This is a genomic window from Herbidospora cretacea, assembly GCF_001570605.1.
Classification (GTDB): domain Bacteria; phylum Actinomycetota; class Actinomycetes; order Streptosporangiales; family Streptosporangiaceae; genus Herbidospora; species Herbidospora cretacea.
In genome coordinates this window covers 38,654-64,768 of the sequence record NZ_BBXG01000001.1, presented here as the reverse complement: position 1 = coordinate 64,768, position 26,115 = coordinate 38,654, and the positions used below count along the sequence as shown (strand labels likewise).

General features: G+C 71.6%; 25 protein-coding genes and 1 pseudogene. 12 read left to right on the top strand and 14 right to left on the bottom strand.

From position 1 onward, the window contains the following. Together AW270_RS00255 and AW270_RS00250 are read right to left on the bottom strand one after the other, a co-directional pair. Entirely contained in the window at positions 1–1,542 is a 1,542-nt protein-coding gene (locus AW270_RS00255; RefSeq protein ID WP_169807229.1) for a serine/threonine-protein kinase, read from the bottom strand. Positions 1,543–1,701: 159 nt separating this feature from the next. Then, positions 1,702–2,709: an alpha/beta hydrolase gene (locus AW270_RS00250; protein WP_061288868.1), complete on the bottom strand. Its 1,008-nt coding sequence runs from the start codon at positions 2,707–2,709 to the stop codon at positions 1,702–1,704. 116 nt (positions 2,710–2,825) lie between these two features. Here AW270_RS00250 and AW270_RS00245 point away from each other — a divergent pair, with 116 nt between their 5' ends. The 3 genes from AW270_RS00245 to AW270_RS00235 are packed head-to-tail and all read left to right on the top strand — an operon-like array spanning position 2,826 to position 5,183. Beyond that, positions 2,826–3,608: an ABC transporter permease gene (locus AW270_RS00245; RefSeq protein ID WP_245674502.1), complete on the top strand. Its 783-nt coding sequence runs from the start codon at positions 2,826–2,828 to the stop codon at positions 3,606–3,608. After that, positions 3,601–4,380: an ABC transporter permease gene (locus AW270_RS00240; RefSeq protein WP_061288864.1), complete on the top strand. Its 780-nt coding sequence runs from the start codon at positions 3,601–3,603 to the stop codon at positions 4,378–4,380. Before AW270_RS00245 ends, AW270_RS00240 begins: the two co-directional genes overlap by 8 nt. Beyond that, a complete protein-coding gene (locus tag AW270_RS00235) occupies positions 4,380–5,183 on the top strand; it encodes an ABC transporter ATP-binding protein (RefSeq protein WP_061288861.1) in 804 nt (267 codons plus the stop codon). Before AW270_RS00240 ends, AW270_RS00235 begins: the two co-directional genes overlap by 1 nt. Here AW270_RS00235 and AW270_RS00230 read toward each other — a convergent pair. Further along, positions 5,110–5,583, bottom strand: a complete 474-nt coding sequence (locus AW270_RS00230; RefSeq protein WP_061290049.1) for a hypothetical protein — start codon at positions 5,581–5,583, stop codon at positions 5,110–5,112. The genes AW270_RS00235 and AW270_RS00230 overlap by 74 nt on opposite strands. 135 nt (positions 5,584–5,718) lie before the next feature. Here AW270_RS00230 and AW270_RS00225 point away from each other — a divergent pair, with 135 nt between their 5' ends. Both AW270_RS00225 and AW270_RS00220 read left to right on the top strand, forming a co-directional pair. Continuing rightward, complete coding sequence (locus AW270_RS00225) at positions 5,719–6,378, top strand: MFS transporter (RefSeq protein ID WP_245674501.1); 660 nt, start codon at positions 5,719–5,721, stop codon at positions 6,376–6,378. A 44-nt stretch (positions 6,379–6,422) separates the two neighbouring features. Then, positions 6,423–7,163 carry a YcnI family copper-binding membrane protein gene (locus AW270_RS00220; RefSeq protein WP_061288855.1) on the top strand — a complete coding sequence of 247 codons (741 nt, stop codon included), beginning with the start codon at positions 6,423–6,425 and terminating at the stop codon, positions 7,161–7,163. Here the strand turns inward: AW270_RS00220 and AW270_RS00215 are convergent. The 3 genes from AW270_RS00215 to AW270_RS00205 all read right to left on the bottom strand — a co-directional run bounded on the left by AW270_RS00215 (position 7,160) and on the right by AW270_RS00205 (position 10,249). After that, a complete protein-coding gene (locus tag AW270_RS00215) occupies positions 7,160–8,002 on the bottom strand; it encodes an ABC transporter permease (protein ID WP_063819038.1) in 843 nt (280 codons plus the stop codon). The genes AW270_RS00220 and AW270_RS00215 overlap by 4 nt on opposite strands. Before the next feature lie 274 nt (positions 8,003–8,276). Further along, positions 8,277–9,200: an ABC transporter ATP-binding protein gene (locus AW270_RS00210; RefSeq protein WP_061288850.1), complete on the bottom strand. Its 924-nt coding sequence runs from the start codon at positions 9,198–9,200 to the stop codon at positions 8,277–8,279. Continuing rightward, the gene (locus AW270_RS00205; protein WP_063819037.1) at positions 9,197–10,249 is read right to left on the bottom strand and encodes a LolA family protein; all 1,053 of its coding nucleotides are present in this window, start codon (positions 10,247–10,249) and stop codon (positions 9,197–9,199) included. Before AW270_RS00205 ends, AW270_RS00210 begins: the two co-directional genes overlap by 4 nt. A 120-nt stretch (positions 10,250–10,369) precedes the next feature. Here AW270_RS00205 and AW270_RS00200 point away from each other — a divergent pair, with 120 nt between their 5' ends. Beyond that, positions 10,370–11,044 carry a response regulator transcription factor gene (locus tag AW270_RS00200; RefSeq protein ID WP_061288844.1) on the top strand — a complete coding sequence of 225 codons (675 nt, stop codon included), beginning with the start codon at positions 10,370–10,372 and terminating at the stop codon, positions 11,042–11,044. After that, a complete protein-coding gene (locus AW270_RS00195) occupies positions 11,034–12,377 on the top strand; it encodes a sensor histidine kinase (RefSeq protein ID WP_061288841.1) in 1,344 nt (447 codons plus the stop codon). Before AW270_RS00200 ends, AW270_RS00195 begins: the two co-directional genes overlap by 11 nt. Here the strand turns inward: AW270_RS00195 and AW270_RS00190 are convergent. Continuing rightward, the gene (locus AW270_RS00190; protein ID WP_061290046.1) at positions 12,366–12,746 is read right to left on the bottom strand and encodes a winged helix-turn-helix transcriptional regulator; all 381 of its coding nucleotides are present in this window, start codon (positions 12,744–12,746) and stop codon (positions 12,366–12,368) included. The genes AW270_RS00195 and AW270_RS00190 overlap by 12 nt on opposite strands. A gap of 94 nt (positions 12,747–12,840) precedes the next feature. Here AW270_RS00190 and AW270_RS00185 point away from each other — a divergent pair, with 94 nt between their 5' ends. Beyond that, entirely contained in the window at positions 12,841–13,206 is a 366-nt protein-coding gene (locus AW270_RS00185; RefSeq protein ID WP_061288838.1) for a DoxX family protein, read from the top strand. Here the strand turns inward: AW270_RS00185 and AW270_RS00180 are convergent, their stop codons facing one another. The 3 genes from AW270_RS00180 to AW270_RS00170 are packed head-to-tail and all read right to left on the bottom strand — an operon-like array spanning position 13,207 to position 15,925. Next, complete coding sequence (locus AW270_RS00180; RefSeq protein ID WP_061288835.1) at positions 13,207–13,842, bottom strand: response regulator transcription factor; 636 nt, start codon at positions 13,840–13,842, stop codon at positions 13,207–13,209. Continuing rightward, positions 13,839–15,005 carry a sensor histidine kinase gene (locus AW270_RS00175; protein WP_061288832.1) on the bottom strand — a complete coding sequence of 389 codons (1,167 nt, stop codon included), beginning with the start codon at positions 15,003–15,005 and terminating at the stop codon, positions 13,839–13,841. Before AW270_RS00175 ends, AW270_RS00180 begins: the two co-directional genes overlap by 4 nt. Before the next feature lie 14 nt (positions 15,006–15,019). After that, entirely contained in the window at positions 15,020–15,925 is a 906-nt protein-coding gene (locus AW270_RS00170; protein WP_218009032.1) for an SMP-30/gluconolactonase/LRE family protein, read from the bottom strand. A gap of 104 nt (positions 15,926–16,029) precedes the next feature. On the opposite strand from AW270_RS00170, the gene AW270_RS00165 reads away from it, so the two are divergent. Next, a complete protein-coding gene (locus AW270_RS00165) occupies positions 16,030–17,451 on the top strand; it encodes a pyridoxal phosphate-dependent decarboxylase family protein (protein WP_061288823.1) in 1,422 nt (473 codons plus the stop codon). On the opposite strand, the gene folP is transcribed toward AW270_RS00165, so the two are convergent. Continuing rightward, the gene (folP, locus tag AW270_RS00160) at positions 17,423–18,265 is read right to left on the bottom strand and encodes a dihydropteroate synthase (RefSeq protein WP_061288821.1); all 843 of its coding nucleotides are present in this window, start codon (positions 18,263–18,265) and stop codon (positions 17,423–17,425) included. The genes AW270_RS00165 and folP overlap by 29 nt on opposite strands. A gap of 186 nt (positions 18,266–18,451) precedes the next feature. Beyond that, the gene (locus AW270_RS00155; protein ID WP_061288819.1) at positions 18,452–19,321 is read right to left on the bottom strand and encodes a LysR family transcriptional regulator; all 870 of its coding nucleotides are present in this window, start codon (positions 19,319–19,321) and stop codon (positions 18,452–18,454) included. 377 nt (positions 19,322–19,698) lie between these two features. On the opposite strand from AW270_RS00155, the gene AW270_RS00150 reads away from it, so the two are divergent. The 3 genes and pseudogenes from AW270_RS00150 to AW270_RS42250 form a co-directional block, all read left to right on the top strand. Further along, positions 19,699–20,565, top strand: a complete 867-nt coding sequence (locus AW270_RS00150) for a neutral zinc metallopeptidase (RefSeq protein WP_245674500.1) — start codon at positions 19,699–19,701, stop codon at positions 20,563–20,565. A 99-nt stretch (positions 20,566–20,664) separates the two neighbouring features. Continuing rightward, positions 20,665–22,590, top strand: coding sequence for an LCP family protein (locus AW270_RS00145; RefSeq protein ID WP_082801186.1), 1,926 nt, complete (start codon positions 20,665–20,667; stop codon positions 22,588–22,590). A 102-nt stretch (positions 22,591–22,692) separates the two neighbouring features. Continuing rightward, a pseudogene (locus AW270_RS42250) lies at positions 22,693–22,952 on the top strand (IS30 family transposase); the annotation flags it as partial. A gap of 122 nt (positions 22,953–23,074) precedes the next feature. Here the strand turns inward: AW270_RS42250 and AW270_RS00140 are convergent. Both AW270_RS00140 and AW270_RS37165 read right to left on the bottom strand, forming a co-directional pair. Then, complete coding sequence (locus tag AW270_RS00140) at positions 23,075–23,719, bottom strand: hypothetical protein (protein WP_157521590.1); 645 nt, start codon at positions 23,717–23,719, stop codon at positions 23,075–23,077. Between the two features lie 299 nt (positions 23,720–24,018). Next, positions 24,019–26,109, bottom strand: coding sequence for a ThuA domain-containing protein (locus tag AW270_RS37165; protein ID WP_082801185.1), 2,091 nt, complete (start codon positions 26,107–26,109; stop codon positions 24,019–24,021). Between the last annotated feature and the right edge of the window lie 6 nt (positions 26,110–26,115).

The following is a 26,115-nucleotide window of genomic DNA, read 5'->3' as shown; positions in this document are numbered from 1 at the left end:
TCACGCGCCGGACGGCGAGGGGGACGGGCTCGGCGACGGGCTCGGCGACGGGGACGGCGAGGGGCTCTCCGACGGCTGCGGGGACTCCTCGTCGCCCCACTGCGGTTCCGTCGTGATGCCGCCGGTCGGAGTCGGGCGCTGGGTCGGCGGCCGCTGGGTCCGGGTCGGCGTGGTCGTCGGGCCCGGGTTGTCCGGCGGGCCCTGGGTCCAGCCCCCGCCCGGCGGGGGCGAGGGGAAGGACGTGCCCCACGGGTCCTCGCCGACCGGCCACGACGGGGTGATCGTCCGGGTCGTGGTCACCGTGACCTCCGGGCTGGTCTCGCCGCCCGGCGGGACCTCGCCCTCGATCGGCGGCCGGGACGTGCCGAGCACCTCCGGGGAGGCGCCCTCCTCGTTGGGCAGCACGACCATCGGCACCGCCGGCGGCGGCTCGGCGGTCTGGACTCCCCCGGCCGGGGAGCTGGTGGCCGCCACGACCGTGAAGGCCGCGATGGTGACCGTGGCCAGGGCGGCGTATCCGGCGTGCTGGGTGGCCGAGCCGGACCGGCGGCGGCGGCCCCTCGCGCCGGTCTCGGCGACCGCGACGGCCTTGGAGACCTCCTTGACCCGGCCCTTCGGATAGGGCACCGGCTGCCAGATCTCGTCCATGACCTCCGCGACCGCGACCCGCGCGTCCGGCGGGAGGCCGACCCCTCCGGCGGCCAGCAGCGCCGAGAGCAGCTCGGCGGCGTCGGGGCGTTCGGCGGGCTCCTTGCGCAGGGCGGCGTTGACGGTGTCCCAGAGCAGTTTGGGGACGGCCGCGATCCGGGGCTCCTCCAGCAGGATGCGGCGCATCACGACCTCGGCCTCGCCCGCGCCGAACGGGTGGTAGCCGGTCGAGGCGAAGGCCACCAGGCAGCCCCAGGCGAACACGTCGGAGGCGGGGATCGCCGGGCCGCCGGTCAGCCGCTCGGGCGCGACCCAGCCGGGGCTGCCCATGATCTGCCCCGCCTGGGTGTGCGCGACCAGCGTGTCGAGGTCGCGGGCGATGCCGAAGTCGATCACGAACGGGCCGCTCGGGGAGAGCAGCACGTTCCCCGGCTTCAGATCGCGGTGGACGAGCCCGGCGTCGTGGGTGGCCACCAGCGCGGCGGCCGTGCCGAGGGCGACGCCGTAGGCCAGATCGGGGGTCAGGGGGCCGCGCGCGGACACGACCTGCGCGAGGCCGGGCCCGGCGATGTACTCGGTGACCAGGTAGGGGCGGTCGTGGTCGCTGCCGTCCTCGATCACGGCGGCGGTGCAGAAGGGGACCACGCGGCGGGAGAACTCGATCTCCTCGGTGAACCGGGCGCGTAAGGTCGCGTCGGAGAGGTGCATCGGGTGGGGGGTCTTCAACGCCACCAGGCCGCCCTCGGGCGGCTCCGCGAGATAGACCACGCCCATGCCGCCGGTGCCGAGACGGCCGAGCAGCAGATATCGGCCAATGATGACCGGGTCTCCCACCGTCAGCGGCCGCACGCCGGGGGGCATGCCGTTCTGGGGGCCCGTTCCGCCTCGTGCCATCCGGAAGTTACCTCTCCGATCAAAGAAGTACGCACAGGACACTGTGGCCGGATGGAACGGTCCGCGCCTCCAACTGAACAGAAGCGGCATAACGGGTTAGCTCAATGGGACCCGGGGGTAACTATCCGCAGGTCACAGCGGTATCAACAGTCACCACCGTCACGCGGCGGCGGTGTCGCCGCTGCGTTCCTTGGCCGCCGCCTCGACCGCCTCGACGAAGGTCCCCATGTGCGGGAAGACCTCCCGGGCCTCCGGGACGATGTCGGCCAGGATGGCGAAGACGTGGGGCATCTTCCGCCACTCTTCATACCGTACGGGCACTCCGTCGGCACGGGCCCGTTCGGCGACCCGGTGGGCCTCCTCGCGGAGCACCTCGGTCGTGCTGGTGACGATCATCAGCGGCGGCAGGCCCGTGTAGTCGCCGAAGACCGGCGACACCAGCGGGTCGCGGTTGTCCAGGCCCTCGGTCCAGCGCCGCGACAGCCACTCCACCCGGCCGGCCGACAGCATCGGGTCGGCCCAGCGGTTGGCCTTCTTGCGCTCGTCGCTCAGATCGGCCCACGGAGACAGAACAATGGCCGCCGCCGGAAGCGGCAGCCCGTTGTCCCGCAGGGAGAGCAGCGTGGCCAGCGTGAGATGTCCGCCGGCTGAGTCACCCGCCAAGATGATCCCCTCCGGCGGGTATCCCCGGTCGAGCAGCGCCCGGTAGGCGTCCATGGCGTCGGCGAGCGACTCGGCCAGCTTGTGCTGGGGCCCCTGCCGGTAGTCGAGCGCCAGCACGGGCCGCCCGGTCACGGCCGACAGACGCCAGGTGATCGGCCGGTGGGTGACCGGGGAGCAGAAGAAGTAGCCGCCCCCGTGGAGGTAGAGCACCACCTTGTCCTCGTCGAGCTCGCTCAGGTCAGAGTCGGGGTGCCCGGATCCCCGGACCCACTCGCCCGAGCAGGCGCCGAAGGACTCCTGTTCGATCGAAACGGTGGCCGGGACCATGCTGGGCAGGCGTCCGCTCAGCTGGATCAACCGGTTGGTCAGGACCATGCTCGTGGTCGTGCGGAGAAGCACGGCGGAGATGGGCTTCATCGTGCCCATCATCAGCCCGTTCGCCGCGATGGCCTGCCAGCTCAAAGGGTATTCCGGGCGAACGTCTCCATCGATCTCAGCGTTCATGCGGAACCTCCTTGTCCGTTTCGTTCCCTTATGCCTAGTTAGGTAACCCAGGATGTTACACAGGGGTTACGTAGATCGGCAGGGGTGAATTCCAGGGTTACGATCCAGGGCGGGAGGTGGCCGCCTTCGTCCTCTACCTGCGCCTATTCCAATACGGCTTCCGCCGGCACAGCACCTATCTCGCCGCCGCGCTCGCCGGAGCCTTCACCAACACCGTCTTCGGCGTTTTGCGGGCATACGTCCTGATCGCCCTCTGGGAGGCCCGCCCCGGCCTCGCCGGATACACCCTCGCGGAGGCCGTGACCTTCTGCTTCCTCACCCAGGCCTTCATCGGCCCCATGCAGGTGTTCGGCCGGGGCCTGTCGTTCGGTGACCGCATCCGGTCGGGCGACATCGCGTTCGACCTGGTCAGACCGGCTCCCCTGCTGGCCTGGAGCCTCGCCGAGGACCTCGGCCGGGCCGCCTACCTGACCCTGGCGCGCAGCCTGCCGCCCACGATCATCGGAGCGGCCCTGTTCACGATGGTCGCGCCGGTCTCCCCCTGGTTCCCGCTGTCCTTCGCGCTGGGCGTCGTGGTCAGCTTCGGCTGGCGCTACCTCGTCACGCTCACGTCCTGCTGGACCACCGACGACCGGGGGATCCACACCCTGTCGGCCCTGCTGACCATGTTCTTCAGCGGGATGGTGCTCCCCCTCGGGCTGTTCCCCGGCTGGCTGCGCACGGTCGCCGAGGCGCTGCCGTTCGCGGCGATGGTCCAGGTCCCGGCCGACGTGTGGCTCGGCGCCGAACCACCTCTCCAGGCGCTGGGGTTCCAGCTTCTCTGGGCGGTGGCCCTGATGGGCCTCGGCGCGCTCCTCACCGTCGCGGCCCGCCGCAAGGTGGTGGTGCAGGGTGGGTAGCTACCTGCTGCTGGCCTGGACGTGGGCCCGCGCCTCCGCCCAATACCGGACCTCGTTCGCCGTCTCGATCGTCAGCTCGTTCGCGATCAACGCCCTCGACGCCGTCGCCATCGGCATCGTCTTCCTCCACGTCACCACCCTGGGCGGCTTCTCGCTCCGCGAGGTCATGTTCCTGTACGGCACCGGCGGCGTCGCCTTCGCCGTCGCCGACACGCTTTTCGGCAACATCGAACGCCTCAGCCAGCACATCAAGGCCGGGACCTTCGACACCATGCTGATCCGGCCGGTCTCCCCGTTCGTCCAGATGGCCGCCGACGGCTTCGGCGCCCACCGGATCGGCCGGCTGGCCCAGGCGGTGATCGTGCTCAGCCTGGCGCTGCCGGTCGTGCCGTGGTCGCGGGCGTGGATGGTGCCGCTGATGATCCTCACCGGCGTGGTGATCTTCACGGCGGTGTTCACGCTCGGGGCCGCGCTCCAGTTCCTCCTGGTCGACGCCCCCGAGATCGCCAACGCCTTCACCTACGGCGGGGTCACGCTGACGCAGTATCCCCTGTCGGTCTACGGCGATCAGCTCGTCCGCGCGGTGACCTTCATCGTCCCGCTGGCCTTCGTCAACTGGCAGCCCGCCCTGTACGTCCTGGACCGGCCCGACCCCCTCGGCCTGCCGGCCTGGTTCCGCTTCGCCGCGCCCCTGGCCGCCCTGCTGCTGGCGGGCTGCGCCGCGCTGGCCTGGCGGGCGGGCATCCGCCGCTACCGATCGACGGGAAGCTGATGATCGAGACCATCTCGCTGGGCCGCGACTTCAAGGTGCGCGGCACGCTCGTCCCGGCCGTCCGCGACCTATCCTTCCGGGTCGGGGCCGGGGAGTTCGTCGGCTGCCTGGGCCCCAACGGCGCCGGGAAGTCGACCACGATCAAGATGCTCACGGGCATCCTCACGCCCACCCACGGCCGGGCCCTGGTCGCCGGGCTCGACCCGACGAGGCAGCGCAAGGCGCTGGCGCGGCGGATCGGGGTGGTCTTCGGCCAGCGGACGACGCTCTGGTGGGACCTGCCGCTGCGGGACAGCTTTGAACTGGTCCGGCTCCTTTACAAAGTAGATCGGAACCGGTTCCGGCAGCGGCTCGCCGAACTGACCGAGGTGCTGGAGCTGGCCCCGTTCCTGCGGACGCCGGTCCGGCAGCTCAGCCTGGGCCAGCGGATGCGCGGCGACATCACCGCCGCGCTGCTGCACGACCCCGAGGTGCTGGTCCTCGACGAGCCGACGATCGGGCTCGATGTGGTGGCCAAGGCGGAGGTCCGGTCGTTCCTGGCCCGGCTGAACGCCGAACGCGGCACGACGGTGCTGCTGACCACCCACGACCTGGGCGACATCGAACGGCTCTGCCGGAGGGTGCTGCTGATCGACCACGGCCGGCTGGCCTTCGACGGGAGCGTGGCGGAGCTGCGGGCGCTGGTCCCCGGCCAGGAGTCGATCGAGGACGTGGTGGCCCACCTCTACCTCAGTAGTACTCCGGCTGCTCCTCGTACTCCTCGTCGTACTCCCGATGCGGACCCGCCCACCGTGACGGCATGAGCACCGGCACGAACAGGGCGATCCCCACCAGGCCGTAGACCCCGGAGGACAGCAGCGCGAGCATCCCCTGGCCGGCCTCGGCGATCTCCTTCTGGAGGGAGGCGCCGGTGGGGGCCAGGCTGGTGGCGCGGGAGACGTCGATGGCGTACACGACCGTCCAGGCCAGCAGCACCATCGACGGCACGAACGTGGCGAGCGGCGAGATCCGGCCGGCGATCACCAGCCCGAGGAGGAGACCGACGACGGCCATGATCCCCAGCGCGATCAGCATGCGGTTGTCCCGGATGGGGTCGACGTCGCTGACGGATCCCCGCAGCGACTCCCGCGAGGCCCACCCCCCGCCGAACAGCAGCGCGGCGGCGACGACGATCCCGACCAGCAGCCCGAAGAAGTGCCGCATGTCACCCACCTCGAAAACGTTCTTGGTTCGCGCGGCCACATTAGCGACAAAAACCGAAATATCGCACTGCTCCTGACGGGATCGATTCGGGCGTGAGGGTGACACCGCGTGAAAGCGTGAGAAGATGTGGCCGCCATGCCGAAGAGCCATCCGATCACCGCCGTCACGCCGGTGACGCATGCGGACGATCGTGGCCATCGCCCACGAGTCGGCCGGCCCCCGATCACGAACGATCGCGGCCGGAGCCGCTCCGCCGGGCCCGGGTTGCGGCTGGCCCGGTCCGCCGCCTTCGCCGCCGTCTGTGTCGCGCTCGCCGCTGTCGGCCACCAGGCCGGCGGGGGTGACGGGCCCGCGCTCGGCGCGCTCGGTCTCGGGATGGCCGGGGTGTTCGCCGGGGCCTGCGCGCTGGCGGGCCGGGAGCGGTCTCATGGCGTGATCGCCGGGCTGCTGGTCGGGATGCAGGCCCTGCTGCACGAGCTCTTCACCGAAGGGCAGACCGCGCGGGTGCTGATCGATCCCGACCACGGGCACGGCGGGCTCGGGGTGTCGGTCGGGATGATCCTGGCCCACCTGACCGCCTCGCTGGTGGCCGCCTGGTGGCTCGCCCGGGGCGAGGCCGCCCTGTGGGCGGTGCTGCGGCGGCTCGGTGTGGGCGCCTGGCGGGTGCTCGCCGCGCCGCGGGTTCCGGCGCTGCCGCGTCAGGTGCGGGTCCGCGCGACCGCCGTCCCCTTCTCCTCTGTACGCCCCCTCCGGCACGCCGTCATCAGGCGAGGCCCTCCACTGGCCGGGCTGTAGACCCGTCCCCTCTTCCCTTCCGCGAGACCAGTGGAGTCTTCGTCATGTCCATCATCCGCCGCGCCCTCACGATCACCGCGACCGCGACCGCCCTCACGCTCGGCTTCGCCCTCCCCGCCCTGGCCCACGTCACCATCCAGCCCGGTTCCGTGGCGCAGGGCAGCTTCAGCAAGGTCGCCTTCCGCGTCCCCAACGAGCGCGACGACGCCTCGACCACCAAGATCGAGGTCACCTTCCCGGTCGACGCCCCGCTGCCGTTCGTCTCGGTCAAGCCCGTCCCCGGCTGGAAGGCCGAGGTCACCGAGGGCAAGCTGCCCACCCCGGTCCAGTCCCAGTACGGCGAGATCACCGAGGCCGTCACCAAGATCACCTGGTCGGGCGGCGAGGTGAAGCCGGGCGAGTTCCAGGAGTTCGAGGTCTCCCTCGGCGGCCTGCCCACCACGACCGACCACCTCTACTTCCCGACCAAGCAGACCTACAGCAGCGGCGAGGTCGTCGAGTGGAAGGACGAGCCGAAGACCGACGGCGGCGAGGCCGAACACCCCGTCCCCACCCTGAAGCTGACCCCGGCCGAGGGTGACGACCACCACGCCGCCGCCAGCCCGGCCGCCTCCGCCCCGGCGACCGCCCCGGCCGTGGCCGCCTCCCCCGTGGCCGCCGCCCACGACGACGCCTCCGGCGGCGCCGACGGCACCGCCCGCCTCATCGGCGGGATCGGCGTCGTCGTCGGCCTCGCCGGGGTGGGCGTCGCCATCGCGGCCCTGCGCCGCAAGCCTGCCGCCTAAGCGGTGACGTCCTTGGAGGTGAACCGCGCCCACGCGATCGACCCGAAGATCGCGATGTACGCGGCGAAGGCCAGCACCCCCTGACCCATGTCCCCCGTGGCCAGCGGTTCGCGGAGCGCCCCGTCGAACCGCTGGAACCACGTGGGCAGCAGGAAGGGCGAGACGGCGTCGAGCTGCGGCACGAGCGCCAGGACCTGGCTGACCAGGATCACCACGATCGACGCGACGATCGCCCCGATGGCGGTGTCGGTGAACGCCGACACCGCCAGGGCGAGCGTGCCGAGCGCGACCATGCCGAGCGTGACGTAGAGCGCGATCAGGCCGATCCTGAGCAGCCCGTCGAGCAGCGGCACGGTCGTCCCGGAGAGCAGGGTCACCGGCCCGACCGGGAACAGCAGCAGCCCGGTGACCAGCGCGGAGACCACGACGACGAGCGAGGTGGCCAGCGCGAAGAGGGCCATCCCGGTGAACTTCACCCCCAGCAGCCGGGTGCGCCCGGCCGGCGCGGTGAGCAGGTAGCGCAGCGTCCCGAGCCCGGCCTCCCCCGCGAGGGCGTCCCCCGCCACGACCGCGACGACCAGCGGCAGGATCAGCGGCACCATGACCGAGAACGCGACATAGCCGAGCGCCAGCCCGTTCCCGGCCACCTGCGCCATGATCGCCTCACCGTCACCCCCCACGAGCCGGATGGCGACCCCACAGAGCACCGGCACCACCGCCACGACCGTGAGCATCGCCACGGTACGCGGCCTCCGGAAGATCAGCCCCAGCTCGGACCGCAGCAGCCGAAGCGTCGCCCCCCACGCCGCCGCCCGGGCCCCCGCACCGGACCTCGCCATGCCGCTTCCCGGCCCCCCGGCCGGCATTTCGCCGGACACCGTTTCGTGGCCCGGCACCCCCGCATCGGACATCGCGAGGTCTCCGGTCGGAACCGGAACCACCTCCCCCGGGCCCGTCTCGCCCTCCGACGCCCCGGTACCCCTTACCGAGCTTCCTGCCGGGACCAGGGCCCTTTCGCCCGAGACCCTTTCTGACCCCGCTTCGGTGGCCGGCCTGCCACGTGGACCGGTCGGCGGGCTGTCCTCCACGTTCGGTGGCGTGGCGAACGTCTGTTCATGAGTCGACATCGAAGCCCTCCCCCGTCAGGCCGACGAAGACGTCCTCCAGGCTGGGCCTGATCACCTGGAAGCCGCGGATCGACACCCCCGCCTTGAACAGCAGGTCGCTGACGTGTTCGGGGGCCAGCGTGCCGATCTCCGCGCCGACGCGGCCCGGCGCGGAGGCCACGTTCTCCAGCCCGAGGCCGGTCAGCGCCGACGCTGCGGCCGTCACGTCAGAGGTCTCCACCTCGACGCGGGGGGACGAACCCGACCTCAGCTCCCCCAGAGAGCCCTGGGCGACCAGGCGGCCGGTGCGCATCACGCCGATGTGGGTGCACATCTGCTCGACCTCGGCCAGCAAATGGGAGGACACGAACACGGTCGTGCCGCCGGCGGCGACGTCCTTGATCAGGCCGCGGACCTCGCGGGTGCCCTGGGGGTCGAGGCCGTTGGTCGGCTCATCGAGGATCAGCAGGTCGCGGCGGCTCAGCAGGGTGCCGGCGATGGCCAGGCGCTGGCGCATGCCCAGTGAGTAGGCCTTGTAGCGTTTGCCGGCCGCCGCCGTGAGGCCCACCCGGTCGAGCGACTCCGCCACGCGCCGCTTCGCCGAGGACGGGTCGGCGACCGGGTTGGCGGCGTCGAGCCGGTGGAGGTTGGCGGCGCCGGTCAGCCAGGGGTAGAAGGCCGGGCCCTCGACCAGTGCGCCCACCCTCGTCAGGGCGGCGCGGGCGGGGCCGCCGAACAGGGTGCTCGTGCCCTCGGTCGGGGTGACCAGGCCGAGCAGCATGCGGATCGTGGTGGTCTTGCCTGATCCGTTGGGGCCGAGGAAGCCGTACACGGAACCGCCGGGGACGGCCAGGTCGACGCCGTCGACGGCGACCTGACCTCCCGGGAAGCGTTTCGTCAGGCCCCGCGTGGCTATCGCGGGAGCGTTCATCCGGCGGCCTTCTCCAGGGTCTCGGGGGTGACCGCGCCGACCAGGAGGCGGCCGTCGTCGGTGATGAGGGCGGAGACCAGCTTGGTGGTGATCACCCTGCCGCCCTCGACCTGCTTGGCCCCGGCCAGGATCGGGTTGTCCTTGAGCTTGGCCGCGTCGAAGGGCAGCGTGACGACCGAGGTCCAGCCCTTGCCCGTGACGGCGGGGTCGCCGCCGGCGGGCATCTGGGGGCGCTGCCGGGTGAGCGCGGGCAGGTCGCCTTCCGTGACGGTCGCCCCGGCGGGCGGGGTGAAGGTGAAGTTCTCCGGCGCGGGCCTGGCGAAGGTGATGGAGTCGAAGCCGACCTCGAAGGCCGGTTCGGCGGCGCCCTTGGCGTAGATCTGGACCCGCAGCGGCACCAGCGTCTCGCCGTCGACGGCCAGCCGCACGTCCCGGACCAGCGACTCCGCCGCCTTCGGCGCCAGGACCAGCTCGTACGCCGCCCGCCCGGCCACCGTGGCGTCGTTGCCCACGCTGACGGCCGTGTCGGACTCGGCCATGGCCAGGGCCATGCGGGCCGCGTCGGGCGGGGTCACGGCGGTCGGGAGGGGCGCGGGGGCGGGGGCCGTCGCCTCGGCCGGGAGTTTGATCTTCGTGGCGGTGTTGGCGGCGCTGTCCCACCACCAGGTCTCGCCCTTGTTGTGGATCAGGTTCTGCTCACTCATGGTCCCGGGGATCGCCAGGCGGAACTGGTCGGCGGAGCCGTACCAGACCTTGAGCTCGTGGGACCCCGACAGCAGCGCCAGCGGGCTGGTGCCGCCCGGCACGGCCGGGAGGCCGGGGATGCCGAGGGAGGCGGTCTCGACGATCGTGCCGGACATCGGCGGCGCGGCGCCCGCCCCGCCCCACCGGGTGGCGACCTCGGTGAGCAGCTGGTCGGCGGTCAGCTCCGGCAGCTGCGGGTCCCCCTGGACCGCCGCGATGACGGGGCCCGCCCCGATGGCGCCCGCCACGGCCAGGATCGCGGCGGCCGGGACCCCCCACCTCACGGCGCGTGCTCTCGTGGACATCTCATGCACTCCAATCTGATGGACGTGCACCCACCATGCGCAACCGGCCCTGAGGCGAGGCTGAGACCTGCTGAGACTCCTCTCAGCCACGTCACAGCCCACAACCCGCAAAATGGGGAAATGCGCGTTCTGGTGGTGGAGGACGAACGAAGGATGGCGGCGGCCCTGCAGCGGGGCCTGCGCGCCGAGGGTTTCGCCGTGGACCTGGCCCACGACGGCGAAGAGGGCCTCCACCTGGCCTCGACCGGGGAGTACGACATCGTCGTGCTCGACATCATGCTGCCCCGCCTGTCGGGCTACAACGTTTGCAAGCGCCTGCGGGAGGCGGAGAACTGGGTGCCGGTCCTGATGCTGTCGGCCAAGGACGGCGAGTACGACATGGCCGACGGCCTCGACCTGGGGGCCGACGACTACCTCACCAAGCCGTTCTCCTACGTCGTCCTGGTCGCCCGGCTCCGGGCGCTGCTGCGGCGCGGCGGCGGACGGCGGCCCTCGGTGCTGCGGGCCGGCGACCTGACCCTCGACCCGGCGCGGCGGCTGGTGCGGCGCGGCGAGAAGACGGTCGACCTGACCCCCCGCGAGTTCGCGCTGCTGGAGTTCCTGCTGCGCCATCCGGACGAGGTGGTCTCCAAGGCCGAGATCCTGGAACACGTCTGGGACACCTACGACACCGACCCCAACGTGGTCGAGGTCTACGTGGGCTACCTGCGCCGCAAGATCGACGCGCCCTTCGGCCGGGGGGCCGTGCAGACGGTCCGGGGCGCGGGATACCGGCTGGCCAGCGATGGCGGTTAACCCGTTCCGGTGGTGGCGGCGGCGCAGCCTGCGGGTCCGGTTGACCCTGATGGCCACCGCCGCGCTCGCCGTCGGGCTGGGCGCGGCGGCGTGGGTGTTCGTGAACGTCCTGGGCCGGTCGCTGATCACCACGATCGACGACGAGGTGACCTCGCGGGCCCGGGAGATCGTGGCGCTGTCCGACGCCGGGCGGCTCGACGGGGAGATCGTGCCGACGAAGGCGACGATCGTGCAGGTCATCGACAGGAACGGGCGGATCACCTCGGCGACGCCGTCCACCGATCGCACGGTCCCGCTGCTGCCCGCCGCGCCGAGGAGGAGCGCGGTCGAGTCAGGGAAGCCCCAGTTCCTCGACGGGCGGCCCTACGGGATCCCCGCCGTGCTGCGGGTCACCGTGATGAGCGCGGACAACGGCGTGACGGTGCTGGCGGCCCGCTCCTTCAGCGAGGTCGAACGGTCCCTGAAGGCGACCGGCCACGTGCTGCTGCTGGGCACCCCGCTGCTGCTGGTGCTGCTCGCCGGGGCGTCGTGGATGATCATCGGGCAGACCCTGAGCCCCATCGGCGCGCTGCGGCGCGGCGCGACCGAGATCACCGGCTCGTCGGCGTCGCGGCGGCTGCCGGTGCCCGAGGCCGACGACGAGGTCCACTCCCTGGCGATGACGCTGAACGACATGCTGGCCCGCCTGGACGAGGCCGGGGCCCGCCAGCGCGCCCTGGTCAGCGACGCCGCCCACGAGCTGCGCAGCCCCCTGGCGAGCATGCGCCTCCAGCTCGAAGTGGCGCTCAGCCACCCCGACGGCCAGGACTGGCGCGAGACGGCCGAGGGCGTGCTGGAGGACACGCTGCGCCTGTCGAAGCTGGCCGAGGACCTGCTGGCGCTGGCGCGCCTCGACGAGGGCCGGGCGCTGCGCCACGAACCGGTCGAGCTGGGCCGGCTGGTGACCCGGACCGCCTCCCGCTACGGCCTGGACGCCGACATCCCCGCCGAGGCGGTGGTCGTGATCGGGGCGGAGATGGACCTGGGCCGGGTGCTGGTCAACCTGATCGACAACGCGGTCCGGCACGCCCACGACAAGGTCGCCGTGGGCCTCTGGAAGGCCGGCCCGCAGGCGGTGATCACCGTGACCGACGACGGGCCGGGGATCCCCGAGGAGGACCGGGAACGGGTCTTCGACCGCTTCACCCGCCTGGACAGCGCGCGGGCCCGCGACGACGGCGGGACGGGCCTGGGCCTGGCCATCGCCCGTGAGGTCGTCGAGGCCCACGGCGGCACGATCGTCCTCGACGACGCGGGCCCTGGCCTGCGGGCGACGGTCCGGCTACCGGTCTGACCGGGAGTCGTAGGCTGTCTGGCTGCGTTCGATGCCGGGGTTGTGCTCGGCCGCCCACTCGGCCAGGGTGACCGCCGGGACGATCAGGCTCTGGCCCATCGGCGTGAGCTCGTACTCCACCCGGGGCGGCACCTCGGCGTGGGCCGTGCGGGTGACGAGCCCGTCGCGTTCGAGGTGGCGCAGGCTCAGCGACAGCATCCGCTGCGAGATGCCGGGGATGTGCTGCCGCAGCTCGCCGAAGCGCAGCCGCCTCCCGTGGAGGGTGGCGACGATCAGCAGGGTCCACCTGCCGCCGATGCGGTCGAGGATGGCGCGGACCGTCCGACCGGCGTCTCCCCTGATCAGACAGGTCTTCTCGTGCTGTGACACGGCCACTCCCGGTTACTTGCGCACACCGATGTTCCTTTTGTACGGCGTCCGGCGCTCCTCCATCATGGCCTGGCGCTGCCAAGGGAGGAACGCCGTGACCATCGCCTACTGGATCGTCGCCGGACTGCTGGGCCTGTTCTACCTCTACGCGGGGGGCAAGAAGGTCGTCCAGAGCAAGGAACGGCTCGCGCCCATGATGGGCTGGGTCGACACCGTCCCGATGCCGATGGTCCGGGCGATCGGCGTGATGGAGGTCCTCGGGGCGGCCGGGCTCGTGCTGCCGCCGCTCACCGGGATCCTGCCCGGCCTGGCGCTCGCCGCCGCGATCGGGTTCACGGTGCTCCAGGTCCTGGCCACTGGGCTGCACCTGTCGCGGGGCGAGGTCCGGGAGACCGGGCTGAACGTCACGCTGATCGTGCTCGCGGCGGTCGAGGTCTGGCTCGCGACGATCTGGTGGTGATCAGGCCAGGCCGTGGTCGTGGGCGTACACGATGACGGCCGGGCGGTCCCTGAGGTCGAGCTTCGTGAGGATGTTGCCCAGGTGGGTCTTCACCGTCGCCTCGGAGATGTGCAGGGCCGCCGCCGTCTCGGCGTTGGTGGCGCCCCGGGCGATCCGGGCCAGGACGTCGCGTTCGCGCTGGGTCAGCCGCTCCGCCGCCGAACGGCCCTTCTGGTCCTTGAGAGCCACCCGCCGGAAGGCGGTCAGCACCGGCCCGGCCACCTGGGGGTCCAGCCACGACCCGCCCTCGGCGACCATCGTGACGGCCCGGACGATGTCCTCGCCCGGCGCGTCCTTGAGGATGAACCCGGCCGCGCCCGCGCCCAGGGCGGCGGCCACGGTGCCGTCGTCGTCGAAGGTCGTGAGGATGAGGACCGGCGCGGCCCCGGCCAGCCGCCGGGTCGCCTCCGCGCCGTCGACCCGGCGCATCCTGACGTCCATCACGACCACGTCGGGCTTCCAGCGGGCGACCGCGTCGGCGACCTGGTCGCCGTCGTCGCACTCGCCCGCGATCGTGAAGGTCCCCTCGGGTTCGAGGATGCGGCGCAGGCCGGCGCGTACCAGGGGCTGGTCGTCGACCAGCAGCACGGAGATCATGCCGGGATCCTCGCCGACACGAGCCACTCCCCGTCGCGCATCCCGGCGGCGCACTCGCCCCCGGCGGCCGAGGCGCGTTCGCGCATGCCCGCGAGCCCGCTCCCCGGCCCGTCGTCCCGCACGCTCCCCACGGGGTTGCCGACCTCCACGACCAGTTCGCCACCGGCCAGGGTCAGCGACACCCGGGCCGTCCCGGTTCCGTGCCGGACCGCGTTGGCCAGGGCTTCCTGAATGATCCGGTACGCCGCCAGCTCCGCCCCCGGATCGACGACCGCCGGCCCGTCGAGGGAGAAGGTGAGATCGACGGCGCCCCGGAAGCTGTCGACCAGGGCCTCGACGTCGGCGAGCCCCGGCTGCGGCCCGCCCGGCGTCTCCTCCCCCGACCGCAGCACCTTCACCAGCCGCCGCAGGTCGGCCAGGCTCGCCCGGCCGTGCCGCTCGGCCTCTTCGAGCGCTTCGAGGGCGTCGGCGGCGTGGTCGCGTCTGACCGCCATCCGGGCGGCGGTGATGTGGAGCATGGTGACGGCGAGGGTGTGCCCGACGACGTCGTGGACGTCCTGCGCCATGATCCGCCGCTGGTCGGCGGCCCGCTGGAGGGCCAGCGCCTCCAGGGCCTGGGCGACCAGGCGGCTGGAGTCGTGGCAGACCCGCACGGCGTAGGCGGCGGCCAATGTGAGGGCGAACCCGAGGTGGGCGGCCACCACGACGACCGGTTCGAGGACGACCACGACGAGGAGCGTCGTCAGGTAGGTCGCCCCGGTGACCGCGGCGGCCAGGGGGAACGGCGCGAACCCGACGTTCAGCGCCACCAGCAGCAGCCCGACCGCCAGCATCAGCAGCGACGCGACCGGGCTGCCCGGCCCGATCAGCGCGGCGGCCCCCAGCGGCGCCAGCACCGCCGCCGCGAACCACCACGTCGGCCCGTCGTCCCCCTTGACCAGCCAGCGGCACCACGGCGCCGCCGAGACCAGGACCAGCACGATCACCGGGATCTGCGGCCGGGGGGCGAGCGCGGCGGCCGGCACCGCCCCGGCCGTGAAGGCCAGGGCCAGCGCCGGCGCGCCCACGCGGAACATCATCGAGAGCTCGGCGGGAGCGGCCCGGCCCGCGCGGCGGAGGTCGTCCTCCCAGTCGCAGACGGTCGCGGCTACGTCGGTCGCCATGCCCCCATCGTGCGTCAGTGGCGGTCGATGGCCACGACGGTGTAGGGCGTCGTCGGGGTCGGGGGCGTGCTGAAGCGGCCGTTCGGCAGGTAGAGGCGGTCGCGGAAGGCGGCGACCGTCGTCGGGACGTCGAACCTCGGGTCGGTCACCTTGCGGTCGACGGCGCCCTTCGTCGCCCGGCGGTCGAGGCCGACCCAGGTCACCGTGTTCAGGAAGTTCTGGACGACGACCAGCTTGCGCCCCTCCAGGAGCAGCCCGTCGCCGTTGGTCAGCAGCTCGGTCCCGAGGTCGACCTGCTTGGTCGCGCCGGTCTTCTTGTCGGCCCGGAACAGCTTCCCGGTGTTCGACTGGATCAGCAGCAGCCCCTTGCCGTCGGGCGTCTGCTCGATCCCGTTGACGTTGATGCCGGTCGTGTAGGCGATGTCGCCGGTCAGCGGGATCGTGACGGCCTCGGCGGGGAGACGGCCCCACCGGCGCAGGTCGAGCCGGTAGAGGACCGGATTGGTCGAGTCGGTGAAGTAGGCCGCGTCGCGGGTCAGCACGACGTCGTTCACGAACGAGTTGCCGGTCGCCAGCGTGTAGCTCTTCAGCAGTTTCCCGGTCCGCGCGTCGAGCACCCGGGCGGTCCCGGCGGTGCCGCCCGCCACGAACAGCCGGTTCCGCTTGACCTTCAGGCCCAGGGACGGCGTGCCCGGCCCCTCGTTGATCACCTTGCCCTGCCCGGTGCGCAGGTCGGCCTTGTAGATCGCCCCGGTCGTGCGGGAGCCGAAGTAGGCCGAGCGTCCCTCGTCGATCGCGATGCCCTCGGGCGTGAAGCCGTCCGGCAGGGAGAACGAGGTCGGATATTTGGGGGCCGTCGAGGCGACGGCGGGCGGAGCCGCCACCAGCACGGCTAAGAGGCCGGCAACGAAGGCTGCCACTCGCATGAAACAGGTCCCATCTGTCGTCGGAACGGACAATTGTCCGCTGTGCCCTGGGTGCCACCTTCTCACGTGATACGCGTGGGGTTCCGTAAAGTGATCGCATGCTCCCCCACCGCGGCGTGGCCGCTGAGGAACTGCTCGCCCGGCTGGCCGAGGCACAGGAGGCCGACCTCCCCGTCCGGGGCGGGCAGGTCACCGCGTACGTGTACGACACCGGCCGTCCCGAGGTCCACGAGGCCGGCGCGGCCGTCTACGCCGGGATGCTCGAGGTCAACATGCTCGACCCGACGGCGTTCCCGAGCATGGTCGCCCTGGAGAAGGACGTGGTCGGGGCGGTCGCGGCCGAGCTCGGCCAGCCCGGCGCGCCGGGGATCTTCACCAGCGGCGGCACCGAGTCGATCATGCTGGCCGTCAAGGCCGCCCGGGACGCCGCCGGGATCGAGCGCCCCCAGATGGTCGTTCCGGTCACCGCGCATCCGGCCTTCCACAAGGCCGCCCACTACCTCGGGGTCGAGGTGGTCGCCGTCCCGGTCGATCTGGAGACCTTCACCGTCGACCCGGCCCTGATGGAGGCCGCGATCACCCAGCAGACGGTGCTCGTGGTCGTCTCGGCGCCCTCCTACCCGCAGGGCGTCATCGACCCCGTCGAGCAGGTCGCGGCCCTGGCCGCCGCGCGCGGCATCCCCTGCCACGTCGACGCGTGCGTCGGCGGCTGGCTGCTGCCGTGGCTGCGGGAGGCCGGGGCCGAGGTGCCGCCGTTCGACCTGTCCGTGCCGGGTGTCACGTCGATCTCCTGCGACCTGCACAAGTTCGGGTACGCCCCCAAGGGCGCGTCCGTGCTGCTGTTCAAGGACGCCGCACTGCGCCGCAAGGCCTACTTCGCCTCGGCCGGCTGGCCCGGCTACACGATCATCAACGCCACCGTGCAGAGCTCCCGCTCGGCCGGGCCGCTCGGCGGCGCCTGGGGCACCCTCCACGCGCTGGGCCGCGAGGGCTACATCGAACTGGGCCGGACCACCCTGGAGGCCACCCGCCGGATCGCCGAGGGCGCCGCGAAGATCCCCGGGCTGCGGGTGCTCGGCGACCCGCAGGCCGCCCTGGTCGCGATTGCGGGCTCGCCCGAGGTCGACGTGTTCGTGCTCGCCGACGAGGCGCGCAGGCGCGGCTGGTTCCTCCAGCCCCAGCTCTCCTACGCCGGGATCCCCGCCAACATCCACATCACCGTGACCGGCGTGACGCTGGAGCGGGTCGACGCGATGCTCGCCGTGATCGCCGAGTCGGCCGAGGCCGCCCGCCAGAAGGGCCCGGCGCTCGTCCCCGAGGGCCTCCCCGAACTGATCGCCTCACTCAACCTGGACGAACTCGACGACCCCACCTTCGTGGAACTGGCCGCCTCGGTCGGCATCGACCTGACCTCCCGCGACCAGCCCGAGATGGCCGCCGTCAACGCGGTCCTCGACGCCCTCCCGGCCAAGACCAGGGAGGCGATCCTGGTCAGGTTCCTGTCGGTGATGTACGGCTGACGGTGTCCAGGACCTTGCGGGCCGACGCCGCGTCGTGGACCCGGAAGACCCGCGCGCCCTGGAGCGCCGAGATCGCCAGGGTCGCGAGGGTGCCCGCGTGGCGCCGGTCGACGGGGAGGCCGCCGAGGGTCTCGCCGACGAAGTCCTTGTTGGAGACGGCCACCAGGACCGGCCAGCCGGTCGCGACCATCTCGTCGAGGCGGCGGCTGAGCTCCAGGGAGTGGTAGGTGTTCTTGCCGAAGTCGTGGGCGGGGTCGATCAGGATCCGGTCGCGCGCCACCCCGGCGGCGAGCGCCTTCTCCGCGAGGTCGGTCGTGTACGCCACCACGTCGCCCACCACGTCGTCGTAGGCGATCCGATGGGGGCGGGTGCGCGGCTCGACGCGTCCGGCGTGGGCGCAGACCAGGCCGATGCCGTGCCTGGCGGCCACGTCGGCCAGGCCGGGGTCGACGCCGCCCCAGGTGTCGTTGAGCAGGTCGGCGCCGGCCGCCGCGACGACCTCGCCGACCTCGGCGCGCCAGGTGTCGACGCTGATGATCACGTCGTCGTGGCGGGCGCGGACGGCCGCCACGAGGTCGGCGACCCGGCGGATCTCCTCCGCCACGTCGACGTCGTCGCCGGGCCCCGCTTTCACGCCGCCGATGTCCACGATGTCGGCGCCCTCGGCGATCTGCCGGGAGGCGGCGTCGAGGGCGGCCTCGAAACCGTAGGTCGCGCCTCGGTCGTAGAAGGAGTCGGGCGTGCGGTTGACCACGGCCATGATCGCGTGGTCGCCGGGACCGAACACACGGCCGCGAAGGCGCAGAGTAGACATCGCCAAGGAGCCTACTTCTTTTGGGCAGGTTCACAGCGCGAGCCACGGGCGGCCTGCGGCCGCCCGCGTCTCGCTCCGCGCCGTCGCCAGGACTGCGGTGGTGCTTCGGGAAATGGCCGATCCAGAAGTTCCCCCACAGGTCCGGCCCACTAATCCGACAAGTCGGATTTGGAACGGTCCAAGCCTTTAAGCGGCGGATCCTCCTTCTGCGAGGGTGACGAAGTCGAGCGCGGTCGCGGGCAGCCGCTTGCGGGCGTGCACGATCGCGATGATCTTCCGGGGAGCCGGGTCGAGCGAGCGCACGACCAGACCGGCGCGGGCCGCCTGCTCGGCCATGCCGCGGTACCACAGGAGCGAGGCCTGACCCTCGCGCACGGCCGGGAGCCACTTGGCCCTCTCGTCCGACTCCACCGCGGGGATGGGGCGGACACCGTACGAGCTGAAGATCTGGTCGAACTCCCGGCGGCGCGGGCTGCCCTGGCCGGGCAGCACCAGCCGCATGCCGTTGAGCCTGCTCATCGGCACCGGGTCGGGCAGGTCGAGGCCGGGCGGCGAGATCAGCACGATCTCCTGCCGCTCCAGCGGATGACTGACCAGGTCGGTGGGCACCGGCAGATCGGTCAGGCCGAGGTCGGCCCGCTGCTCGCGGACGGCGGTGACGACGCTCTCCCGCCCGTCGCAGCGGACGATGTGCACGCGGATTCCAGGATGCTCCGCCACATAGGCGGGCAGAAGGCGACCCGCGAGCCCCGGTTCCAGGCTCGGCGTCGACGCGATGCGCAGTTCCGCACCCGAGGTGTGCGACTGGGTCGCGAGCGCCTCGATCTCCCGGACGGCGTCGAGCGCCTCCCGGGCGAGCTTGACGACCCGGCGTCCCTGCGCGGTCACGACCACCCCTCGCCCGGAGCGGGCGAAGAGTGTCATCCCGAGCTCGCGTTCCAGGTCCCGGATGGCGCGGGATAACGCGGGCTGCGCGATGTAGAGGGACCGTGCGGCGTCGGTCATGGTGCGGTGCTCTGCGGTGGCTACCACATAGCGGAGCTGTTGCAGATTCATGCCAAAGACGCTAGGGCAGACGACCCGTCCGAATCCGGAACATCGCAGAGATCACCTCGGATGATTACGCGCCGTGCCCGACTGGTGCGACATCCGTGACGAGTGTGAAATCAGTATTGTTCTGCCCATTCTCAACCAAGGGGGTCAAAGAGATGGGCCAGCCGTATCCGCCGCCTCCCGGGCGGCACCCATACGGTTCAGGAGGCCCGCCACAGCCCCCGCAGAGGTACCCTGCCCCGCACCCGTACCCGCCCGGCACGCGGCTCCCGCCCGCCGGACCCTACGGACCGCCCCGCCAGTTACCTCACCAGTGGCAGCCGCGCCGCAAGTCGAGCGCGGGGGCGATCCTCGGCGGCGTCCTCGGGCTGATCGCCGTCGTGTTCACGGTGCTCGTCGTCGGCGCCTCGCTGAGCGACCGCGCGACCTCGCGGGAGCCGGTCGTCACGACGCTGCGGGACGGCGCCCGCCCCACCGGTGAGCCCACCCGCGCGCCCCAGAAGAAGGCCCCGCTCAACACCTCGCTCAAATCGAACACCGTCTACGCGGCCGGTCCCCTCCCCCGCACCCGCTGCCGGGGCGGCGGCGCGAACGTGTTCGTGCACGCCCAGATCAAGGCACACATCCTGCGGACCGCCAAGTGCATGGACCAGGCCTGGAAGACCGCGCTGGAGAAGGTCGGCATCCCGTTCGAGCGGCCGAAGTGGGTCATCGCGGCGGGCAAGGGCCGCGGGCCGTGCGGGGACTTCCCCCAGTCCAACAGCGCCGCGCCCTACTACTGCCCCCGCACGATGTCCGTCTACGCCTCCACCAAGGCGATGGCGAACGGCAACGGCGAGGCCGCGGGGTACGCGAGCTTCTCCGCCTGGCACGGCACCTACACGGCGATGATGGGCCACGAGTACGGCCACCACGTGCAGCAGCTCACCGGCCTCGCGCAGGCGCGCTGGGAGCGGACGCTGGCGTCGGCGTCGGAGAGTCAGCGGCTCGCGCTCAGCAGGCGGCTCGAACTCCAGGCCAACTGCTTCGCGGGGATGTTCATGCGCGCGGTCGCGCCGACCTATCCCGTTCCGGCCGGACGGCGCGACGACCTGTTCGCGTTCTGGAGCAACGTCGGCGACCAGCCCGGCTGGCCGCGCGACCACGGATCGCCGCCCAACAACGGGGTGTGGTTCCGGCAGGGGTGGCAGAAGCAGCGGACGCATCAGTGCAACACGTGGGCGATGCCCGCGAACGCCGTCTCCTAGACAAGGCCTTCTTTCCGGATGTGTTCAGTGTTGTCCAGATTTGAGGGCTAGAATCCCTGGGCATCGCAGGGGCAAGAACGAGCAGAGGAGCGGTCGACCATGGGTCGTGGGGGAGCCGCGGGAGACGAGTCACGTCAGAGACGCACCCGTAAGCGCCCCCAGAAGTCTTCCGAGGACTTCCCCGGCGGGGCGGCTGACGAAACATCCGAAGAGCCGCAGAAGACCGCAGAACCGCCTACCGAGCCCGCGCAGGCCTCGGGTCCGTCGGAGCCTCCGCAGACCGGGTCCTTCGCCGCGATCCCGAAGACCGCCGGGCCGCAGCCCGACCCGGTCCCCAAGAACGCCGGCCCGCGCGCCTCGGCCCGCCCCGACACGGTCGTGCACTCGGGCGCCGCGGCCTCCGGGCCGCAGTTCACGCCCGCGCCGGCCGTGCAGGGTCCGCCGGCCGAGCAGCGGGTCGCCGACGACGAGGTCACCCGGCCGGGACCGCCGCGCAAGCCCGCTCCCCTGCCGCCCCAGCGGCCCGGCGGCCCCGCCAGGCCCGCGGGCCCCGGCAAGGGGGGCCGCGCGCCGCAGTTCGGGCGTCCGCTGACCACCGGCGGCGTCATCGGCTGGACCGCCGTGTCGGCGATCGTGCCGGGCGCGGCGCACCTGCGCAGCGGGCGGCGCAAGCAGGGCTACATCTTCCTCGCCACGTTCGGCGTCGTCCTCGTCGCGGCCGTCGTGTTCGGCCTCGGGATCCTGGGCAACGTCGGCTCGGCCGTCCGGGAGAGCACGCTGACGACCGCCCTGGTCGGGTCGGCCGTGCTCGCGGTGGCGTGGTTCGGGCTGGTGCTCATGTCCTACGTCACGCTGCAGCCCGACCGGCTGCCGCAGCGGGGGCAGATCGTGTCGGGCATCGCCGTGGGCGCGCTGTGCGTCGCGGTGATGGCCCCCTTCGCGTTCGCGGCGACCACGGTCAACGCCGCGCAGGACCTACTGGAGAGCTTCCCCTCCGACGCCGAGGCGGGCAACCCGACCGCCGTGCCCATCAAGGCCGAGGACCCGTGGAACGGCAAGAAACGGGTCAACTTCCTGCTCATCGGCGGCGACGCGGCCGGCAACCGGGTCGGCGTGCGGACCGACTCGATGCAGGTGGCCAGCGTCAACATCCAGACCGGCAACACGGTCCTGTTCGCGCTGCCGCGCAACCTCCAGCACGTCCACTTCAGCAAGAACAGCCCGCTCAACCGGCAGTTCCCCAACGGCTTCCGCGCCGAACTGCCCAACGGCGGCCTGCTGAACGAGGTCTGGCAGTACGCCGAGGACTACCCGAACCTGGGGGTACGCGGCCCGGCCGCCCTCAAGGACGCCATCAGCACCACCTTGGGCCTGCACGTCGACTACTACGCCATGGTCGACATGTACGGCTTCGCCGCGCTGGTCGACGCCATCGGCGGCCTGGAGATCAACGTGCAGACCGACATCAAGTACGGCGGCGTCTACGGCACCGCCGGGACCATCGCGGCGGGCAAGCGCGTCCTGAACGGCGAGCAGGTCCTCTGGTACGGCCGCTCCCGCGTCGGCAGCGACGACTTCTCCCGGATGGGCCGCCAGCGCTGCGTCATCGGCGCGCTGGCCCAGCAGGCGTCGCCCCCGGTCGTGCTGGCCAACTTCACGAAGATCGTGTCGGCGGCGAAGCGGCTCTTCCGGACCGACATCCCCCGCCCGCTGCTGGAGCACCTGGTGACGCTCGGCATGAAGGTGAAGAACGCCAAGATCACCAGCACCCAGTTCGTGCCGCCGCAGATCTGGCCGGGTAGCGCCGACTGGGCCAAGATCCACAAGATGGTGGCGCAGGCCATCCGCAAGTCGAACGGCGCCGTGGCCCCCGTCCAGGCGGGCGTGACCGCCTCGCCGAGCGGCAGCGGCCCGGCCCGGCCGAGCCCGTCGCCGACCCCGACGGCGGCCAGGCCGACGCAGGTCCCGACCCCCAACTCGCAGGCGACCGAGGACAAGTCCCTCGCGGAGCTCTGCGGCTTCTAGAAGCGTGCCAGATCGTCGGGAGCGGCTGGAAACCGAACACGTCACACAAGAAGGGGGCACCGCCGGTCAAACGACCGACGGTGCCTCCTTTTGCCGCGTCCCGAGCGCGGCCGTGCGCCCTCAACCATCAGCCGAAGATCCGCCGCGACCGGGATCCCATGAACACCCGGTACCGGCCACACGCGGACCAGCCCCGAGCCGACGCGCGGCGACCGGACCCCAGACCGAGCAAGGTCGGCCGCGGTGAACTGCGCCGCGAGCTGACCCGGGCGCCGCGCACCGGCCGCACGATGCGCAGGCCCCGCCGCCTAGCCCAGCAGCGCCAGCCCCGCCGTGCCGCGTCCATGGCGATGATCAGCGACTTCACCATGGGCGCCGACCTATCGGTCCACACCCGCGAGAACCTCGACGCCGTCGCCGCTCAATTCAACACCCGACCACTGAAGACCCTCGACCGGGCGGCAGCAAGGCCGCTGAGGGACGACTACAGGCCGCGGGCTTGGATGGACAGTTGCTTTCGGGTAAACCGGTCGAGGTCCAACCGAACGCCTGTCATCGCTTCCACGGTTGCCAGGGCGGTCTGGAAGTTCGGATATCTGGGATAGGGGGGAGCGTCGAATGCCCCTGCCCGGTCATCAGCCTCCCTTTGTGCCACGAGCGCCCTGATCGCACCGAGGTGATCGTCCAGTGCCCGTGTATTCCGGCCCGTACATTCCGCAGGGCTGGGATGGAAGACGTTCATCTCGGTGATGAGTTTGCCGTCAGCGGCGTAGAACAAGCTGTTGGCATTGTTGACCAGCCACCAGAAACCCCACGCCTGCGCATTCTCGGTCAGGCGGGCCCAGATGCCGGGATCGCCGATGTAGGCGTTGGACCCCAGCACGACCACACCGTCGTCGCTCTGTTCCAGAACGACGACCTCCTCCCGCCCTGGCTCCAGCACCGTGCGGGGAATTGCCGTGTCGAGGTCGACCTCCAGCCGACGCGCGACATCAGTGACCGTGAGGGGCTCTGTCCGCCCTCGGACCACCATCCAGAACATCGCGTTGTTGATATAGGGATCCAGCTGATTCAGGTCCTTGAGGAGCTGTACGTAATAGTTGATCATCTCGGGTGTGACCGGACTCATATTTCTCCCCTTGATGAGCGGAGACCACAGGGTAGCGACCGATCACGACAATTCCGATCACGAGAAGCGCCGGCGCACAGCTCTGATCACCCCAGAGGATGCACTCGTCCCGCGGCGCCACCGCCGGCAGGCACACCCGAAGCAGACATAACCCGTTCTGCACACAAAGGCCCCTGGCCGCTGAACGGTGCGACCGCGAAGATCGGAAGCCAAAGGACAGGCTGCGGATGTCTGTGCCAGACGGCGAAAGGCCCCCCGGGACAGTTCCCGGGGGGCCTTCGTCATCTCGTCAGGAGCGGCTACTTCTCGATCGTGAACTGGTCGACGTCGAAGAGGGAGCCGGATCCGCCGGTGAACCTCAGGAAGATCGCCCCGGAGGCCGAGCTCGTGAGGTTCGCGGAGACCGACTGGAAGGTGTCCCAGCTGCCGGTGTTCGGGATCGACAGGGTGCCGATCACGGTGCCGGTCTGGGAGCCCGCGCGGACCTCGATGGTGCCGCCCGGTCCGCCGGAGGAGTAGCGCACCGTGACGCGGGTGGCGCCGTTGGCGGTGACCTGGTTGTAGCCGGCCCAGTCGCCGTTGTCGATGAAGCCGAGCGTGGTCCCGCCGACGGCGGGGCCGTGCGCGGCCGTCTGGACGCCCGACTGCGACGTGAACGCCTCGCCCTGGACCGTGGTCTGCGTCGGCGTGGAGCCGGTGGCCAGGGTGATGGTGTCGACGTCGAGCAGGGCGCCGGAGCCGCCGCTGAACGTGAGGAACAGCGGCCCGGAGGCGTTGCTGTTCAGCGAGGTGGTGACGGTCTGGAAGGTGTCCCAGCTGCCGGTGTTCGGCACGTTGACCGTGCCCAGCACCGTGCCGGTCTGGGAGCCCGCCCGGATCGTGATGGTGCCGCCGGGGCCGCCCGAGGAGACCCGCGCGGAGAAGCTGTTCTTCCCGGCGGTGGAGAAGTTGCCGTAACCGACCCAGTCGCCGTTGTCGATGTAGCCGACGGTGGTGCCGCCGCTGGCGGTGGCGTGACCGGCGGGCTGGACCCCCGAGTTCGAGGTGTACGACTCGGCCTCGATCGTGGCCGGCTGCTGGGGCGGGTTGCCGCCCAGTTCCTTGATGCGGACGTTCCGGAACGACACGTCGTCACCGGTGCCGTGGTTCTGCAGGCCGATGTAGCCCTGCGCCAGCGACCGGTTGGCCACCGTGTTGGTGAAGTCGTTGATCAGGCGGCCGTTCAGGTAGACGCGCAGCCGCTCGCCCTCGACGAGGATCTCGTACCCGTTCCACTCGCCCGGGGGGTTGAGCGCGGCGTCGCGGGCGGCGAGGTTCGCCGACTGGAAGCCGTAGACGGAACCGGTCGTCTTGTCGGAGGTGTCGGTGGCGTCGATCTGGATCTCGTAGCCGTTGTTGATCGCCGAGTTCGGGTCGGTGGACGACGGGAACCCGACGAACACGCCGGAGTTGTCGTCGCCGTCGGCCTTCCAGTCGAGCTTCAGCGAGTACGAGCCGTACTCCTTGGCCGAGTACCAGAGCAGGCCCAGGCCCCCGGTCGACTTCAGGGTCGCGTCGGAGTTGGTGAAGCTGCCCGGACCGGCCTGCGACCAGCCGGTGGTGGAGCCGTTGTAGATCGGCGTGTAGCCGGTCTCGACGCGGCAGTCCTGCTTGGCCCAGCCGGCCGCGTACCGGATGCCGCCGAGGAGCAGCGTCCGGAAGTTGGCCTCGCCGTAGGTGGCCTGGGTGTGGCCGAGGCCGGTGTAGAAGCTGCGGCCGTTGCTGATGTTCTTGCACCAGGTGATGGGGTGGTCGCCCATCCCGCCGCCCGAGTAGCTGCCCTCGTCGAGGTTCTGGAGGACCTTGACGCTGCTGCGCGGGTTGGTGCGGTAGGAGTACCACTCGTCCGACCGGGACCAGGTCGCGCCCAGGTGGGCCGTGGCCGCGTGGGCCCGGTCCTCCGTGCGGACGGTCGCGGTCTGGATGGCCGGGTGGCTCTGGAACCAGGCGCCGACCAGGTTGCCGTAGTAGGCCCAGTCGTACTCGGTGTCGGCCGCGGCGTGGATGCCCACGTAGCCGCCGCCACCGTTGATGTAGTTCTCGAACGCGGTCTGCTGGGTGCCGTTCAGCACGTCACCCGTCGTGCTCAGGAAGACCACGGCCTTGTAGTTGGCCAGGTTCGAGGCGGTGAACGCCGCGGCGTCCTCCGTCGCGGTGACGGTGAAGTTGTTGGCCGAGCCGATCGACTGGATCGCCGCGATGCCCTGCGGGATGGAGTCGTGCCGGAAGCCCGCCGTCTTGGAGAAGACGAGCACCTGGTAGGCCGGGTCGGCGGCGTTGGCCGCCGTCGGCACGAGCGTGGCGGCGACGACGGCCGCCGCGGCGACCGCGCCCATCAGTAAGCGCTTCATGGACTC